The sequence below is a fragment of the Actinomadura keratinilytica genome (assembly GCF_039539665.1).
GTDB lineage: Bacteria > Actinomycetota > Actinomycetes > Streptosporangiales > Streptosporangiaceae > Spirillospora > Spirillospora keratinilytica.
In genome coordinates this window covers 1-13,365 of sequence record NZ_BAABDO010000011.1, presented here as the reverse complement: position 1 = coordinate 13,365, position 13,365 = coordinate 1, and the positions used below count along the sequence as shown (strand labels likewise).

Sequence of the window (13,365 nt, the reverse complement as noted above, 5' to 3'; positions counted from 1 at the left end):
CTCCCCGGGGCAGGCGAGGCGTCCTCCGACGCGTCGCGTACCGTCGATGAACTCATTGCCACCTCTTTCGCCGATCAATCTGATCAGGGATGGCCCGTCCGCCGAAACCTACCGGTTCGGTCGCCTGCCCCGGCCGGGAACGCCCGTCCGCGCCCGGCTCGCCGTCGGCCGCCTCGCCGTGCCCGCCCCCGGTGCTCCCGCCCGCGGCGCCGTCGCCGGTGTCGCGGAACTCGGCGGCCGACAGTGCGCGCGGGCTCTCCTGCACCGGTTCGGGGCCGTCCAGCGCCGCCTCCACCACCCCCAGCTCGTTCAGGCGGCGCGCGCTGACCAGCACCCGGGTCTCCAGCGAGCCGACCGTGCGGTTGTAGGACCTGACGGCGTTCGTCAGCGAGCGGCCCAGCTCGTCCACGTGCCGCCCCATCGTGCCGAGCCGCTCGTACAGCTCCTTGCCGAGCTCGAACACCGCGCGCGCGTTGCGCGACAGGGCCGCCTGCTGCCAGGCGTAGGAGGCGGTCCGCAGCATCGTGATGAGGGTGGTCGGCGTGGCGATGTGCACCCGGCGGCTCATCGCGTACTCCAGCAGGCCGGGGTCGCGGTCCAGCGCCGGAGCGAGGAACGCCTCGCCCGGGATGAACAGCACGACGAACTCGGGGGCCGGGCTGAACGCCTGCCAGTACGACTTGGCGGCCAGCCGGTCCACGTGGTCGCGCAGGTGACGGGCGTGCGCGTCCAAGCGCGCGCGCTCGACGGCGGGGTCGTCCGCCTCGGCCGCCTCCAGGTACGCGGCCAGGGACACCTTGGAGTCCACGACGATGCTCTTGCCGCCCACGAGCCGCACCACCATGTCGGGGCGCACCGTCCCGTCCACCGTGGACGCGGCGGCCTGCTCGTCGAAGTCGCAGTGGTGCGTCATCCCGGCGAGCTCCACCACACGGCGCAGCTGCAGCTCGCCCCACCGCCCCCGGGCCTCGGGACGTTGCAGCGCCCGCACCAGCGTCCGGGTCTCGTTGCGCAGCTGCTCGGAACTCTGCCGGACGAAGTCGACCTGCTTGGCCAGCATCGCGTGCGACTCGCGGCGGCCCGTCTCGACCTCGCGCAGCTGCTCCTCCACCTTGGCCAGCGTCTCGCGCAGGGGGGCCACCAGGTGCTCCACCGCCTGCTTGCGGCGTTCCAGCTCGCCCGCGGCCTCCGCCCCCGCCGCCTTCAGCCGCGCGTCGGCCAGTTCCAGGAAGCGTTCGTTGCTGGCGTCGAGCGCACGCGCCGACAGGCTCTCGAAGCGCTCGGCCATCCGCTCCTCGGCGTAGGCCAGCTTCTCCTCGGCCGCCCTGGCCCGGGCGATGAGCCCGGCCTGGCGGCCGGTGGCGAGCGCGAAACCGACCACCACGCCGAGGGCGGCCCCCAGCAGCAGGCCGGCGAACAGCGCGAGATCCATCCGTTCATCGTGACAGCGCGGCCCGGCGCCGCCGGGAGCGACGCGCCGGACGACACCGCCCCGGACAAATGACCTCAGCGACTACTTACACCCGTGAAGCGGGCACGGTAGCGTCCGATGGCGCCGGTGTGGCCGCCATGGAGGAGACCGACAGGATGACGACCAGCACCAGCCCAGGGCCGCTACATCTCGCCGCGGCGACGGCGGCGCAGCGCAGAGTCGCCCGGACGCTGGCGATGGAACCGGGCGGCCCGCCCACCCTGCGCGCCCGCATCGCCAACCAGCTCCTGCGCGCCACGGTGAAGACCGCCTGGCAGTGCGCCCCCGACTCCCCGGCAGGTCTGACGCGCATGCAGCGCGTCGTCGGTGCCGTCGCACGATTGCAGGCCGTCCCGCCCGGCGTATCCACGGCACCGCAGGACCTGGGGGCCTGCACGGCCGAGTGGGTGCGCGCCGGTACGCCCGACGAACGGCGCGTCGTCCTCCACCTGCACGGCGGCGCGTACTTCTTCGGAAGCCCCCGCCTGTACCGTCCGTTCAGCTGGCGCCTGTCGGCCGCCACGGGACGCCCCGTGCTCGCACTGGACTACCGGCTGGCGCCCCGCCACACCCCCGCCGACGCCCTGGAGGACGCGCTCACCGCCTACGACTTCCTGCTGGGCCGCGGGTACCGGGCGCAGGACGTCGTCGTCGCCGGGGACTCCGCCGGTGGGCACCTGACCCTCGCGCTACTGCTGGAGCTGAAGAGCCGGGGCACACCCCTGCCCGCGGCCGCGGTCTGCCTGTCCCCGTGGGTCGACCTGTGCTGCGAGGCCGACTCGCACCGTCTCAACCGCCGCACCGAGTACCTCCTGCCCGCGGGCAAGCTCGCCCGGCTCGGCCGCCTGTACTGCCGCGGCAAAGACGGCGACGATCCCGTGTTCGCCCCGCTGCGCGGCGACCTGTCGGGCCTGCCGCCGCTGATGGTCATGGCCAGCGGCTCGGAGATCCTGCGCGACGACGCCCGCGGCGTGGCCGAGCGGGCGCGCGCGGCCGGGGTGCACGCCGTCTACCAGGAATGGGACGGCCAGGCGCACGTCTTCCCGCTGTTCGCCGGGTTCGTCCCCGAGGGCAGGGCGGCCTTCCGGCACATCGCCGAGTTCCTGCGGGCCGCGGAGGCCTGAGCCGTCCTCCCGCCGGCGGTCCGGTCGGCGTCCGTCCGACGTCCGTCCGGCGTCTGCGGGCCCATAGACTTGAGGGTCGTGAGCCTTTCCATCGGAATCGTCGGCCTGCCCAACGTCGGCAAGTCCACCCTGTTCAACGCGCTGACCAAGAACGAGGCGCTGGCCGCCAACTACCCGTTCGCGACCATCGAGCCCAACGTCGGCGTGGTCGGGGTGCCCGACCCGCGGCTGAACCGGCTGGCGGAGATCTTCGGCTCGCAGCGGATCGTCCCGGCGACCATGGAGTTCGTGGACATCGCCGGGCTCGTCAAGGGCGCCTCCGAGGGGCAGGGCCTGGGCAACAAGTTCCTGGCCAACATCCGCGAGACCAACGCCATCTGCCAGATCATCCGGGTGTTCAAGGACCCGGACGTCACCCATGTGGACGGCGAGGTGGCGCCCGCCCGCGACATCGAGACGATCAACACCGAGCTGGTCCTGGCCGACCTGCAGACGATCGAGCGGGCCCTGCCGCGCCTGGAGAAGGAGGCGCGCACCAGCAAGGACAAGGACAAGCTCGCGGTCGTCGACGCGGTCACCGCCGCGCAGAAGGTGCTGAACGAGGGCGTCACGCTGTTCGCGGGCGCCGCCGGGGCCGGGATCGACCTGGCGCTGCTGCGCGAGCTGCACCTGCTGACCGCCAAGCCCTTCCTGTACGTGTTCAACCTCGACGAGGAGGAGCTCGGCGACGAGGGCCTGCGCACCCGGCTGAGCGAGCTGGTCGCCCCGGCCGAGGCGATCTTCCTGGACGCCAAGATCGAGTCCGAGCTGATCGAGCTGCCCGACGAGGAGGCGCTGGAGCTGCTGCAGGGGATGGGCCAGGAGGAGTCCGGCCTGTCGCAGCTGGTGCGCATCGGCTTCGACACCCTCGGCCTGCAGACCTACCTGACCGCCGGCCCCAAGGAGGCCCGCGCCTGGACGATCCGCAAGGGCGCCACCGCGCCCGAGGCGGCCGGGGTCATCCACAGCGACTTCCAGCGCGGCTTCATCAAGGCCGAGATCGTCTCCTTCGACGACCTGGTCGCCGAGGGCTCCATGGCCGCCGCCCGCAACGCCGGGAAGGTCCGCATGGAGGGCAAGGACTACGTCATGCAGGACGGCGACGTGGTCGAGTTCCGCTTCAACGTCTGACCGCCGGGCGCGGTGTGGGAGTTGCACCGCAACCTGCAGCCCGCCGCCGGCGGACCGCTTCGGCGCCCCGCCGCGCGGAGGGTGGCCCGGCGGGTCGATCGCCCTTGCCCGCGCGGCGGCGGCCGCGTACCGCCGACCGTGATGCCTTGTCCGTTTTATAGCGGAATGTCGGTTTTCTGGGAATGGTCGTCCGAAACCCTGCCTGACCTGGTAGGTAAGCACCCTCCCGCGCCGGGGTGCTCGTCCCGAAGGGCGTTCGGCGCACTGTTCGGCGCCATGGATAGGGGATCGTCACCGTTTGGCAATCTTCCCCGTTCCGACTGAGGTGGATTGCATTATCCACAACCGCGTGCCGGGGCTGTGCTTCGCCGCGATGCGCTGGAACAATTGACGCTCGTGGTTACCCTGGGCCCGTAGTGGGGTCCAGAAACCGTGTCGTCCGCCCCTCGGGCGGGCGAGGCCGCACCAGGACAGGACCAGAGCAGGACCAGGCACAGGCAACGACCGCGCCGATCGGGGCGAGGCGCGAGCGGAGGCAGGATGGCTCGCAGGTCGGCCGTGGGACACGGCCGTGAGACCGCCGTGGCCGAGGAGGCGGCGCCGGCAGGCGCCGCGCTCGGCCAGGCCGTCGATCCGTGGGACGCGCCGGAGGGCGACGGCCGCCGGAAGCGCTCCGGCGGCGGCTCCGGCACCCGGGGAGGCCGCTGGAGCGGCTCCGGCGGCCGCTGGTGGATCTGGGTCGGCCGCGCCGTCCTGTGGGCGCTGATCATCGTCATCGTCGTCAACGGCGTGCGCGCCCCGTTCGAACGCTTCACCGCCGACGACAGCGGCTCGTCCGGCACCTCCGCCCCAGGGAAGGGCGCCCGGTTCCCCAGCAGCGCGGCGGGCGCGTTCGCACTGCAGTTCGCCAACGTCTACCTCAACTACGACCAGAAGAACGCGGGGGCCCGCGAGGAGCAGCTGCGCGCGTTCCTCCCCGAGGAGTCCGACGGGCAGTTCGGCTGGAACGGCGTCGGGCAGCAGCAGGTCCAGTCGGTCAACGTGGCCGGGGTGGACGTCAAGGACGACCACAACGGCATCGTCACCGTGCTGGCGCGCAGCGAGGACAGGTGGCTGCGGCTGGCCGTGCCCGTCTACGCCGCCGACGCCTCGTCGCTGGTCGTCTCCGGCCGCCCCGCGCTGCTGCCGCCCCCGAGCAAGGCCGCACTCCCGCAGCAGGGCGTGCGCGAACGCGACAGCGCGCTGGAGTCCGAGCTGCAGCCCGTCCTCGGCAACTTCTTCCCGGCGTACGCCAGCAGCAACCAGGCGACGCTGTCGCGCTTCTCCGACGGCGCGGCCATCGGCGGGCTCGCCAACACGGTGACCTTCTACCAGGTCCGCGAGATCATCGCGCCGCGCGGACCGGCGGGCGAGCGGACGGTCACCGCCACCGTCGCCTGGCAGCTGCCCGGCACCGGCCCCTCCGGCGGGGGCGGCGAGCTGGAGCAGACCTACGAACTGAAAATGATCAAGAAGGGGTCCACCTGGTACGTGCGAGACATCCGCGGCGCCACCCCAACGAGCGGATCATGAGAGGCCACGACGTGAGAGCACACCGGGGCCCGACCTCGCGCCGGACCCCCCGACCAGGAGGTTAGTTTCAGTCGATGCTGCAGCACATCATGGCGTCGATTCCGCTTGACGTCGTCGCGGCGCCCAACGACGAACTGCGGACCGACCAGCTCGCGGACTGGCTGCGCCAGATATTCGGCCCGTTGTTCCTCGTCATCGTGGGCATTGTCGCGATTTTTTTCTTGTTCACCCGGGAAATCACTCGTTTTGTGCAGTTCATTGTCCTGGCCATTGGGATCGGGGTGGTCTTCTACGTGCCGAACATCATCGAGACCACGGCCAAAGCGATCGCCAAGGCCCTCGGGGTCGATCTGACCTGAGCAGGGCCCCGCGGTCACCGAGGGAGGTCGGAACGGCCCCGCGCGGGCCGCAGGCGGCACTGTGCTTGCACAGTTAGGGGAGTTGGGGCGTGGATCTACCCACGTACACGAACATATGGCGCATTGAGAAGCGGTTGTACAAGCTGTACGACCTGCGGCTCCCGATGCCTCTGCCGCTCGTCCAGATCGGCGTGTTCGCCGGCGTGTTCGTGCCGTGGATCGTACTGCTGCGTTTCGTCGGCGTCCCCTTCGAGTCCCCGTGGCACGTGCTCTACATCGTTCCGCCGGGGGTGCTGACCTGGCTGGCCACCCGCCCGGTCATCGAGGGCAAGCGGCTGACCGAGCTGCTGCTGTCGCAGGCGCGCTTCCTGGCCGAGCCGCGCACCTGGTGCCGGCTGACCCCGATCCGCGAACCGCGCGAGGTCGTCGTCGTGGCCCGCGTCTGGCGCCGCGCAGGCGCCCCGGCCCCGGCCGCCGCCCCCGAACGCGCCGCCATCAAGTCGCGGCGCAGGTCCCGCCGCGCCCGGGCGGCGGTGGAGGAGGCCCCCGTCCCCGTTCTGGCCCCCAGCCCCGCCGTGGCCTCGGCCCCGCAGCCCCTGGCCGAGTACTCCGCCCAGCGCCGGGCCGCCGCCAACGGCTCCCGGCCCGCCGCGGCCGCGACAGGCCCCGCCGCAGTACAGCCTGCCGAAGACGGCCACGTCCACTCGGGCGAGCTGTCCGCCACGCCGCACCGCCACACCCCGCCGTGGGCGCGCCCCGCCCCGGCGGATGCGACCGCGCCCCGGGCCCGCGCGTCCGCTGGGGACGGCCAGGCCCCCCAGCCCGCCGCCACCGCCCCGCGCAGGTCGCCGTGGCCCGAAGCACCCGTCGGCGGCACGGCGTCCCCCCGGGCACGGCAGGACGACTCCAACGCGTCCCCCTCCGGCGAAGCCGACGCCCCCGTCCCCGCTCACGCGGCAGACGACGGGCGTTCGCCTCGAATCGGTGCTCCCGCCGAGCAGGCAGGCCACCCCTCGTCGCCGCGGGCGGAGGGCCCTGAGGCGCCGTCCGTTCAGCAGTCCGAAGCCGGCACGTCCGGCCGCGCCATAGGTGACGGCGGGCGTTCGTCCGAGGCCGGGGCGCCCGGCAAGGGGGCGCGTCGTGGCCCGGCGCCGTGGGCGGAGACGTCGGCGGGTGCGCAGGCCGACCGGGACCAGGCCCGGGCCGCCACCGGGAACGGACAGGTGCCATCGCCGGGGGCGGCCGAGGGCGCGGACGCTCCGAACGCACCGTCTCGGCCGGCGGCGGACGAGCACGCACGCGAACGGGACACCGAGCGGCAGCGGCCCGCGACGGCGCCGCGCAGGTCCTACGTGGTCGGCACCGAGAACGACGTGCGCGTCGCCGGTCCGGAGTCGCTGAAGAACAGAAAGTACAAGCCGTGGCGGCGCCGGTCCCGCGGCATCGCGCACGAGGACGACACGCAGGCGGCGCCCGCCGCCCGGGCAGGCGCCGAGGACCGGCCCGGCGAGCTCGACCGTCCCCCGGCCACGCCGACGCTTGAAGCCTCCCCCGCCGAGGACGCCCCGGCGGCCGGGTCCGGCAAGCGCGCCTTCGCCTCCGGCACGCGGCGCCCCGGGGCATCGGCGGAGTTCTGGCAGGCGGGGGAGCCCGGCGGCCAGGAGCAGCGGCCCGCGCAGGAACCGCCGGCGACCCGTCCCGACGTCCCCCGGCAGGACCCTGCCGCGCCCGGTTCCGCGCCCGCCGCGACACGCCCCGACATTCCGCGTGCCACGCCTCCCGCGCCGGTGACGCGGCCGGACATCCCGGTGCGGCCGCCGCAGGGGGACGGCACCAGCGCTCCCGAACCGACCAGGCCCGAGATCCCGACGGTGCCGGGGGCCTTCGGCAGCGGAGGGCAGCCCGAGCCGCCCCGGCCCCCGGAGCCTCGGGAGCCGCAGCCGCAGCGGCCCGCCGCGCAGCATTCGCAGCCGGTCGGCGACGAGACCGCCGGGCGGCCCCAGACGGAGCAGCCGCCCAGGCCGCTGCGTCCGGCCACCACCGACGCGCGCGTGTGGCCGCCCGTGCCGGCGCCGCGGCACGAGCATGCCGAGCCGCAACCGCGGGCCGACGAGCAGGCGCAGGCGGAACCGGAGGCGCACGAGCCGCCTCGCGAGGTGCGGTCGGGGCCCGCGTCGCCCATCCGGACGGGGCCGCCGCCCGTGCAGCCGCGCCCCCGTCCGCGGCCGATGCCGCTGCCGGAACCGCCCGCGCAGGCGCCCGCCATCACACCCCCCGACCCCGAGCAGCAGCCCGCGCCCACGGGCGGGCTGCGGCGGCTGCTCCAGGCGGTCGGCGGCGGGCACGGCGAGGTCGACGCCGAGTACGAGCAGCGGCTCCAGCAGCCGTTCCAGGGCACCCGGCACATCGTGGTGCTCGGCTGCACCGGCGGCGCCGGGCAGACCGTCACCGCGCTGATGCTCGGCCACACCTTCGCCCAGCACAACGGCGAACCGGTGGTGGCGATCGACATCAACCCGGGGCCGGGCGCGCTGGCCCGCCGCACCCGCAGCGAGACCAACGAGACGCTCACCGGGCTCATCACCCGCGCCGACCAGGTCACCAGCCTCACCGCGATGCGCCGCTACACCTCGCAGGCCAAGTCCGGGCTGGACGTGATCGCGGCGGGCAAGAACCCGCTGCAGGCGCTGGACGACCGCGACTACGCCCTGGCGATCCGCACCATCGACAAGTTCTACTCGGTGACCCTGCTGGACGCGGCCGCCGCGGTGGTGGCGCGGGTGCTGCCGTACGCCGACCAGCTGGTGCTGGTGGCGCCCGCCAGCGCCGACGCGCCGCGCGCGGTGGCGATGACGTTCGAGTGGCTGGACGGGCACGGCTACTCCGAGCTGCGCTCCCGCGCCGTGACGGTGATCAACGGGGTGAGCCGCCGCAGCATGGGCGACGTCGAGCAGGCCGAGGCGGTCGCCCGCGGGCGCTGCCGGGCGCTCGTGCGCATCCCGTGGGACGATCATCTCAGCATGGACCGCGCGCCGCGCAACGAGCTGAGGTCGCTGCGCGCCCCGACGCGGCGTGCCTACCTCGCCCTCGCCGGCGTGGTCGCCGGCGGGTTCGCCCTCGTACCCGAGCGTTACCAGGAGCCGCAGCAGCAGGAGCAGGAGGCCACCCGATGAGCAGGGCAGCGAAGGCTCGGGCGAGCCGGCTGGCGGTGCGGTACTTCGACGACCGGGTACTGCTCACCGACAGCGCGGCATGGGCGTACTTCCGGCTGCCGACGGTGTCGTACGAGTTCACCACCGCCGAGGAGCGCGAGGCGCTGGCCACCAACATCACCATCGCGCTGGCCGGGATCCGGATGCAGGACGCCGAGATCCACCTGCGCATCGCGCACCGCACGTACCCGGCGGCGGACTGGGCGCTGGCGCTGGACCGCACGTCCGACGGCGGAGCCGGCTGGCGCGAGTACCTGGAGGAGACCTACGCGCACGTCTGGGCCAAGGACTTCTGGACCAAGGAGGTCTACCTGGGCGTGCGGCTCGGCCCGCGCGGCATGGGCGCGCACCTGTCGGGCGGGGTGCTGGCGCAGCTGCTCGGCCTCTACAAGCGCAGCGAGCAGGCGCTGGGCATCGACGACGACGCCATCGACGGCAAGGAGATCGCCCGCTGGACCGAGCAGGCCGAGCGGCTCGGCCGGGCGCTGTCGTCGTCGGCGCTGTACGCCAGGCACGCCACCTCCACGGAGGTGGCGTGGCTGTTCCAGCACGCGGTGACCGCGTCGCTGGCCGACCCGCCGCCCTCGGCGGTGCCGCGCCGCACCTGGGGCAAGGGCGAGATCGAGGCGCTGGTCGAAGGCGCCATCCACAACGGCCGCTCGTACCTGAGGGTGGAGCAGCCCAACACGAGCGGGGTGGGGCCGGGCGCCACCGCCCAGTCGTATGTGGCGTACCTGTCGTTCGCCCGGTTCCCCGACATGATGCCGTTCCCCGACGGCGAACCGTGGCTGCACTACGCCGACGCGCTGCCGTTCCCCGTGGAGATCAGCTCGCGGATGAAGCTGATCCCGCCCGCCAAGGCGTCCAAGGACGTCTCCCGCAAGCTGGCGCACGCCCGCGACATGGACCAGCACATCCGCGAGGCGGGCGCCGAGGCGCCGATCGCGCTGGCCGAGCAGATCGACGCGGCGCGGATGCTGGAGCACGGCATCACCAAGGAGCGGCTGCCGTTCGTGTACGGCTGGCACCGGCTGATCGTGTCGGCGCCGACGGAGGAGCTGCTGGCGCAGCGGGTCGACGCGGTCGTCGAGCACTACCGCGACATCGGCATCGACGTGGTGAACTCCACCGGCGACCAGTTCTCGCTGTTCTGCGAGTCGCTGCCGGGCGACCGGATCAGGCTGAACGCCTACGCGCAGCGCCAGCCGCTGCGCACCATCGCGGGCGGCATGCCCACCGCGACCGTCGACCTCGGCGACCGCCCCGACGACAACGGCGAGGGCTGGGTCGGCCCCTACATCGGCGAGACGCTCGGCCGGGCGAGGTCCATCGTGCACTTCGACCCGCTGGTCGCCGCGGCCCGCAACCGCCCCACCGCGGTCGCGATCACCGGCGAGCCGGGCGGCGGCAAGACCACGCTGGCGCTGCTGCTGCTCTACCAGATGGCGCTGCGCGGGGTGACGATCGCGGCGATCGACCCCAAGGGCGACGCCGAGTCGCTGGTGCAGCTGCTGCGCTCGCGCGGCCGCAAGGCGCGGATCCTGCCGCTGGGGTCGGCGGCGCCCGGCCTGCTGGACCCGTTCTCGTTCGGGGACGACCTGGCCGCCAAGAAGACCATGGCGACCGAGACGCTGCGGCTGCTGCTGCCGCGCATGTCCGAGGAGCGCGAGTCGGCCATGATCCAGGCGGTGGGCGCGGTCGCCAACGCCGACCGGCCGTCGCTCGGCAAGGTCGTCGACTTCCTGGAGCAGGCCGACGACCCGGCGTCCAAGAACCTGGGCGCGGTGCTGCGGTCGATGTCGGAGATGCGGCTGGCGCGGCTGTGCTTCGACCCGTCCGGCGGGGAGCGCATCGACTCCGAGGGCTGGACGACGGTGTTCACGCTGAGCGGCCTGACCCTGCCCGACATGGCGATCTCGCGGGACGACTACTCCTACGAGCAGCGCCTGTCGGTGGCGCTGATGTACCTGGTGTCGCAGTTCGCGCGGCGGCTGATGCACGGCCTGGACCGGCGGCTGCCCAAGGCGATCTTCCTGGACGAGGCGTGGGCCATCACCTCCACGCCCGAGGGCGCCAAGCTCGTCCCCGAGGTGTCGCGGATGGGCCGGTCCCGCAACACCGCCCTGATCCTGGTGTCGCAGAACGCCGGAGACCTCTTGAACGAACAGGTGACCAACTGCTTGTCGTCGGTGTTCTCGTTCCGCTCCACCGAACGGGTGGAGGTCGGGAACGTGATGTCGCTGCTGGGGGTGGAGAACTCCGACGAGCACCGGGCCGTGCTGCGCAACCTGGGCAACGGCGAGTGCATCTTCCGCGACCTGGACGGACGGGCGGGCCGCATCGGGATCGACCTGATCTCCGAGGAGCTGCTGCGCTGGCTGGACACCAACCCGACCAGATCGCGTCCGGGGGCGGAACTCACCGCGGCGGGGGCGGACATCGAGGAGGTCGGCCGATGAGGGGTCCCCGGTTGGCGGGCGCGGCACGCCGCGTCCGCACGATGGCCCGCCCCGCGCGCGGCGGCGGCCTGGCTGGTCGCAAGGCAAGGCGTGGTGTGCCCGGCGGCGGTGCGGCCGTCGGCGGCCGGGGCGGGAGACGAGCCGTGGGGCAGGGCGGCGTTCGGCGTGCCGTGACAGGTCGGATGGCCGGACGTCTGGTGCGGCGTCCGGCGCGCGTGCGCGTGCAGCGTTCACCGGCCGAAGGGCTCGACCCGGCCGTCCTGAGGGCGCGGCGGCGGCGCATGCGTCCGGCGCGGCGCCGGTCGGCGGTGCTGCTGGCGCTGCTGGCGGTGTTCCTGCTCAGCCCGGTGGCGCCCGCCGGTGCGTCGATCCCGCTGCCGAGCGTGGGCGACGCCTGCCGTCCGGCCGACAACCCGCTGCCCGAGCAGTACGGGTCGGGCCTCGACGGGATGATCATGCCGCCCGGCTACCCGGACGAGAAGCTGCGCAAGACCCCGGTCGAGGACCTGACCTACTACGACCGGTACGGGATGGCGGGCCAGTTCTGGTACGCGGTCGACATGGGCTGCTCGGACGCGATGGCCATGGTGGGCAACGGGCTGGCCAACACCACGTTCACGCTGGTGCGCGTCATCGACCGCACCACCATCAGCGTGTACCAGGCCGCCGCGTCCGACTCGCTGCTGGGCTGGCTCAAGAACACCGTCGACGGCGTCATCAGCGACATCGGCACGACGTTCAACGCCCGCTACTGGTCCTGGGTGGTGATCCTGGGCGCGATGTGGCTGGCCTGGTGGGGGCTGGTCCGCAAGCGCGCCAGCAGGGTCACCGAGGGCGTGATCTGGATGGTCGCGGCCATGGTGGCGCTGATCTGGCTGATCGCCCGTCCCGGGGACTTCACCACGCTCGGCACCAAGGTGTCGGAGGCGACCAGCGCCGCGTTCAACGCCGCGCTGCCGCAGAGCGACACCCGCGGCAGCACCTGCATCCCGCGGCCGGACGGCAAGCCGGACCCGGCGACCACGACGAAGGTGGACGCCACCACCCGCAACGCCAACGGGCTGTGGGTGGCGCTGGTGTGCAAGCCGTGGCTGATGGGCGAGTTCGGCACCGCCGACCCCGACGCCAAGATCGTCAAGGAGAACGCCGACAAGCTGCTGTGGGCGCAGGCGGTCGACATGCCCGAAACATACGGCCAGCAGCGGCTCGACCTGGAGAAGAAGTACGACACCTACAAGGACGTCGCCAACAACATCAAGGACGAGCACGCCGGCGTCTACCCGCTGTTCCAGGGCAAGAACTGGCAGAGCCGGCTCGCGGTGGCCTTCGGCGGGCTGTTCGCCGCACTGGTGGCGGGGCTGCTCATCCTGGTCATCGCCATCGCGTTGATCGTGGTGAAGATCGCGTTCCTGCTGCTGCTGGTGGCCGGGCCGATCTTCCTGGGCATCGGCATCCATCCGGGCATCGGCCGGGTGATCGCGGTGCGCTGGCTGGAGCTGCTGCTGTCGATGCTGCTCAAGCAGGCCGCGCTGATCGGCGTGCTGTCGCTGCTGCTGTGGGCGTACGGGCTGATCCTCGGCGAGACGCTGCCGTGGGGCCTGCAGATCCTGCTCATCGCGCTGGTCACGTTCGCGGCTTTCGTCTACCGCAAGCCGTTCCAGCACCTGTTCTCCGCGGTCGGCTACTCGGCCGTGGGGGCGCGGGAGAAGAGCGAGGCGCAGCTCGACAAGTCGGTGGCGGAGGCGCGCAAGAGCACCACGGCGCTGGCGACCGCGGTGGTGCCGGGTGCGGCCGGGTACCGGCTGGGCCGCCTCGGCAAGAACGAGGCCGGTGCCGACACGGCGGGGCTGTCGGACGCGTCCGTCGGCGCCGGTACGGCCTCCGAGCGGCGCGGCGCGGCCGGTGCGGCGGCGGGGAACGGCGAGGGCTCCTCCTCGGACGCGGCGCCGGTGCTGGCGGCCAAGCCGCGCAACGCGGCGGCGGCCGGACGGCCGCGGC

Annotated in this window: 8 protein-coding genes; 7 read left to right on the top strand and 1 reads right to left on the bottom strand. The window is 73.2% G+C overall.

The window, feature by feature from the left end:
• Window positions 1-52 precede the first annotated feature (52 nt).
• Entirely contained in the window at window positions 53-1,432 is a 1,380-nt protein-coding gene (locus tag ABD879_RS05955) for a DNA recombination protein RmuC (RefSeq protein WP_345018212.1), read from the bottom strand.
• Window positions 1,433-1,587: 155 nt separating this feature from the next.
• Between ABD879_RS05955 and ABD879_RS05950 the strand changes: the two genes are divergently transcribed.
• The 7 genes from ABD879_RS05950 to ABD879_RS05920 form a co-directional block, all read left to right on the top strand.
• Window positions 1,588-2,595: an alpha/beta hydrolase gene (locus ABD879_RS05950; protein ID WP_345018210.1), complete on the top strand. Its 1,008-nt coding sequence runs from the start codon at window positions 1,588-1,590 to the stop codon at window positions 2,593-2,595.
• 78 nt (window positions 2,596-2,673) lie between these two features.
• Complete coding sequence (gene ychF / locus ABD879_RS05945) at window positions 2,674-3,765, top strand: redox-regulated ATPase YchF (protein ID WP_345018208.1); 1,092 nt, start codon at window positions 2,674-2,676, stop codon at window positions 3,763-3,765.
• A 540-nt stretch (window positions 3,766-4,305) separates the two neighbouring features.
• Entirely contained in the window at window positions 4,306-5,337 is a 1,032-nt protein-coding gene (locus ABD879_RS05940) for a conjugal transfer protein (protein WP_345018205.1), read from the top strand.
• A gap of 74 nt (window positions 5,338-5,411) precedes the next feature.
• Window positions 5,412-5,696 carry a hypothetical protein gene (locus ABD879_RS05935; RefSeq protein ID WP_345018203.1) on the top strand — a complete coding sequence of 95 codons (285 nt, stop codon included), beginning with the start codon at window positions 5,412-5,414 and terminating at the stop codon, window positions 5,694-5,696.
• 89 nt (window positions 5,697-5,785) lie between these two features.
• A complete protein-coding gene (locus ABD879_RS05930; RefSeq protein WP_345018201.1) occupies window positions 5,786-8,869 on the top strand; it encodes a TcpE family conjugal transfer membrane protein in 3,084 nt (1,027 codons plus the stop codon).
• Complete coding sequence (locus tag ABD879_RS05925; protein WP_345018199.1) at window positions 8,866-11,367, top strand: ATP-binding protein; 2,502 nt, start codon at window positions 8,866-8,868, stop codon at window positions 11,365-11,367. The genes ABD879_RS05930 and ABD879_RS05925 overlap by 4 nt, the downstream gene beginning before the upstream one ends.
• A 182-nt stretch (window positions 11,368-11,549) precedes the next feature.
• A partial coding sequence (locus ABD879_RS05920) for a type IV secretion system protein (RefSeq protein ID WP_345018197.1) occupies window positions 11,550-13,365 on the top strand: 1,816 nt, incomplete at its 3' end.

Bases quoted from the DNA above. Each gene is read 5' to 3' on its own strand.
- ABD879_RS05955 (WP_345018212.1), bottom strand. From the start codon at position 1,432: ATGGATCTCGCGCTGTTCGCCGGCCTGCTGCTGGGGGCCGCCCTCGGC.
- ABD879_RS05950 (WP_345018210.1), top strand. From the start codon at position 1,588: ATGACGACCAGCACCAGCCCAGGGCCGCTACATCTCGCCGCGGCGACG.
- ABD879_RS05940 (WP_345018205.1), top strand. From the start codon at position 4,306: ATGGCTCGCAGGTCGGCCGTGGGACACGGCCGTGAGACCGCCGTGGCC.
- ABD879_RS05935 (WP_345018203.1), top strand. From the start codon at position 5,412: ATGCTGCAGCACATCATGGCGTCGATTCCGCTTGACGTCGTCGCGGCG.
- ABD879_RS05925 (WP_345018199.1), top strand. From the start codon at position 8,866: ATGAGCAGGGCAGCGAAGGCTCGGGCGAGCCGGCTGGCGGTGCGGTAC.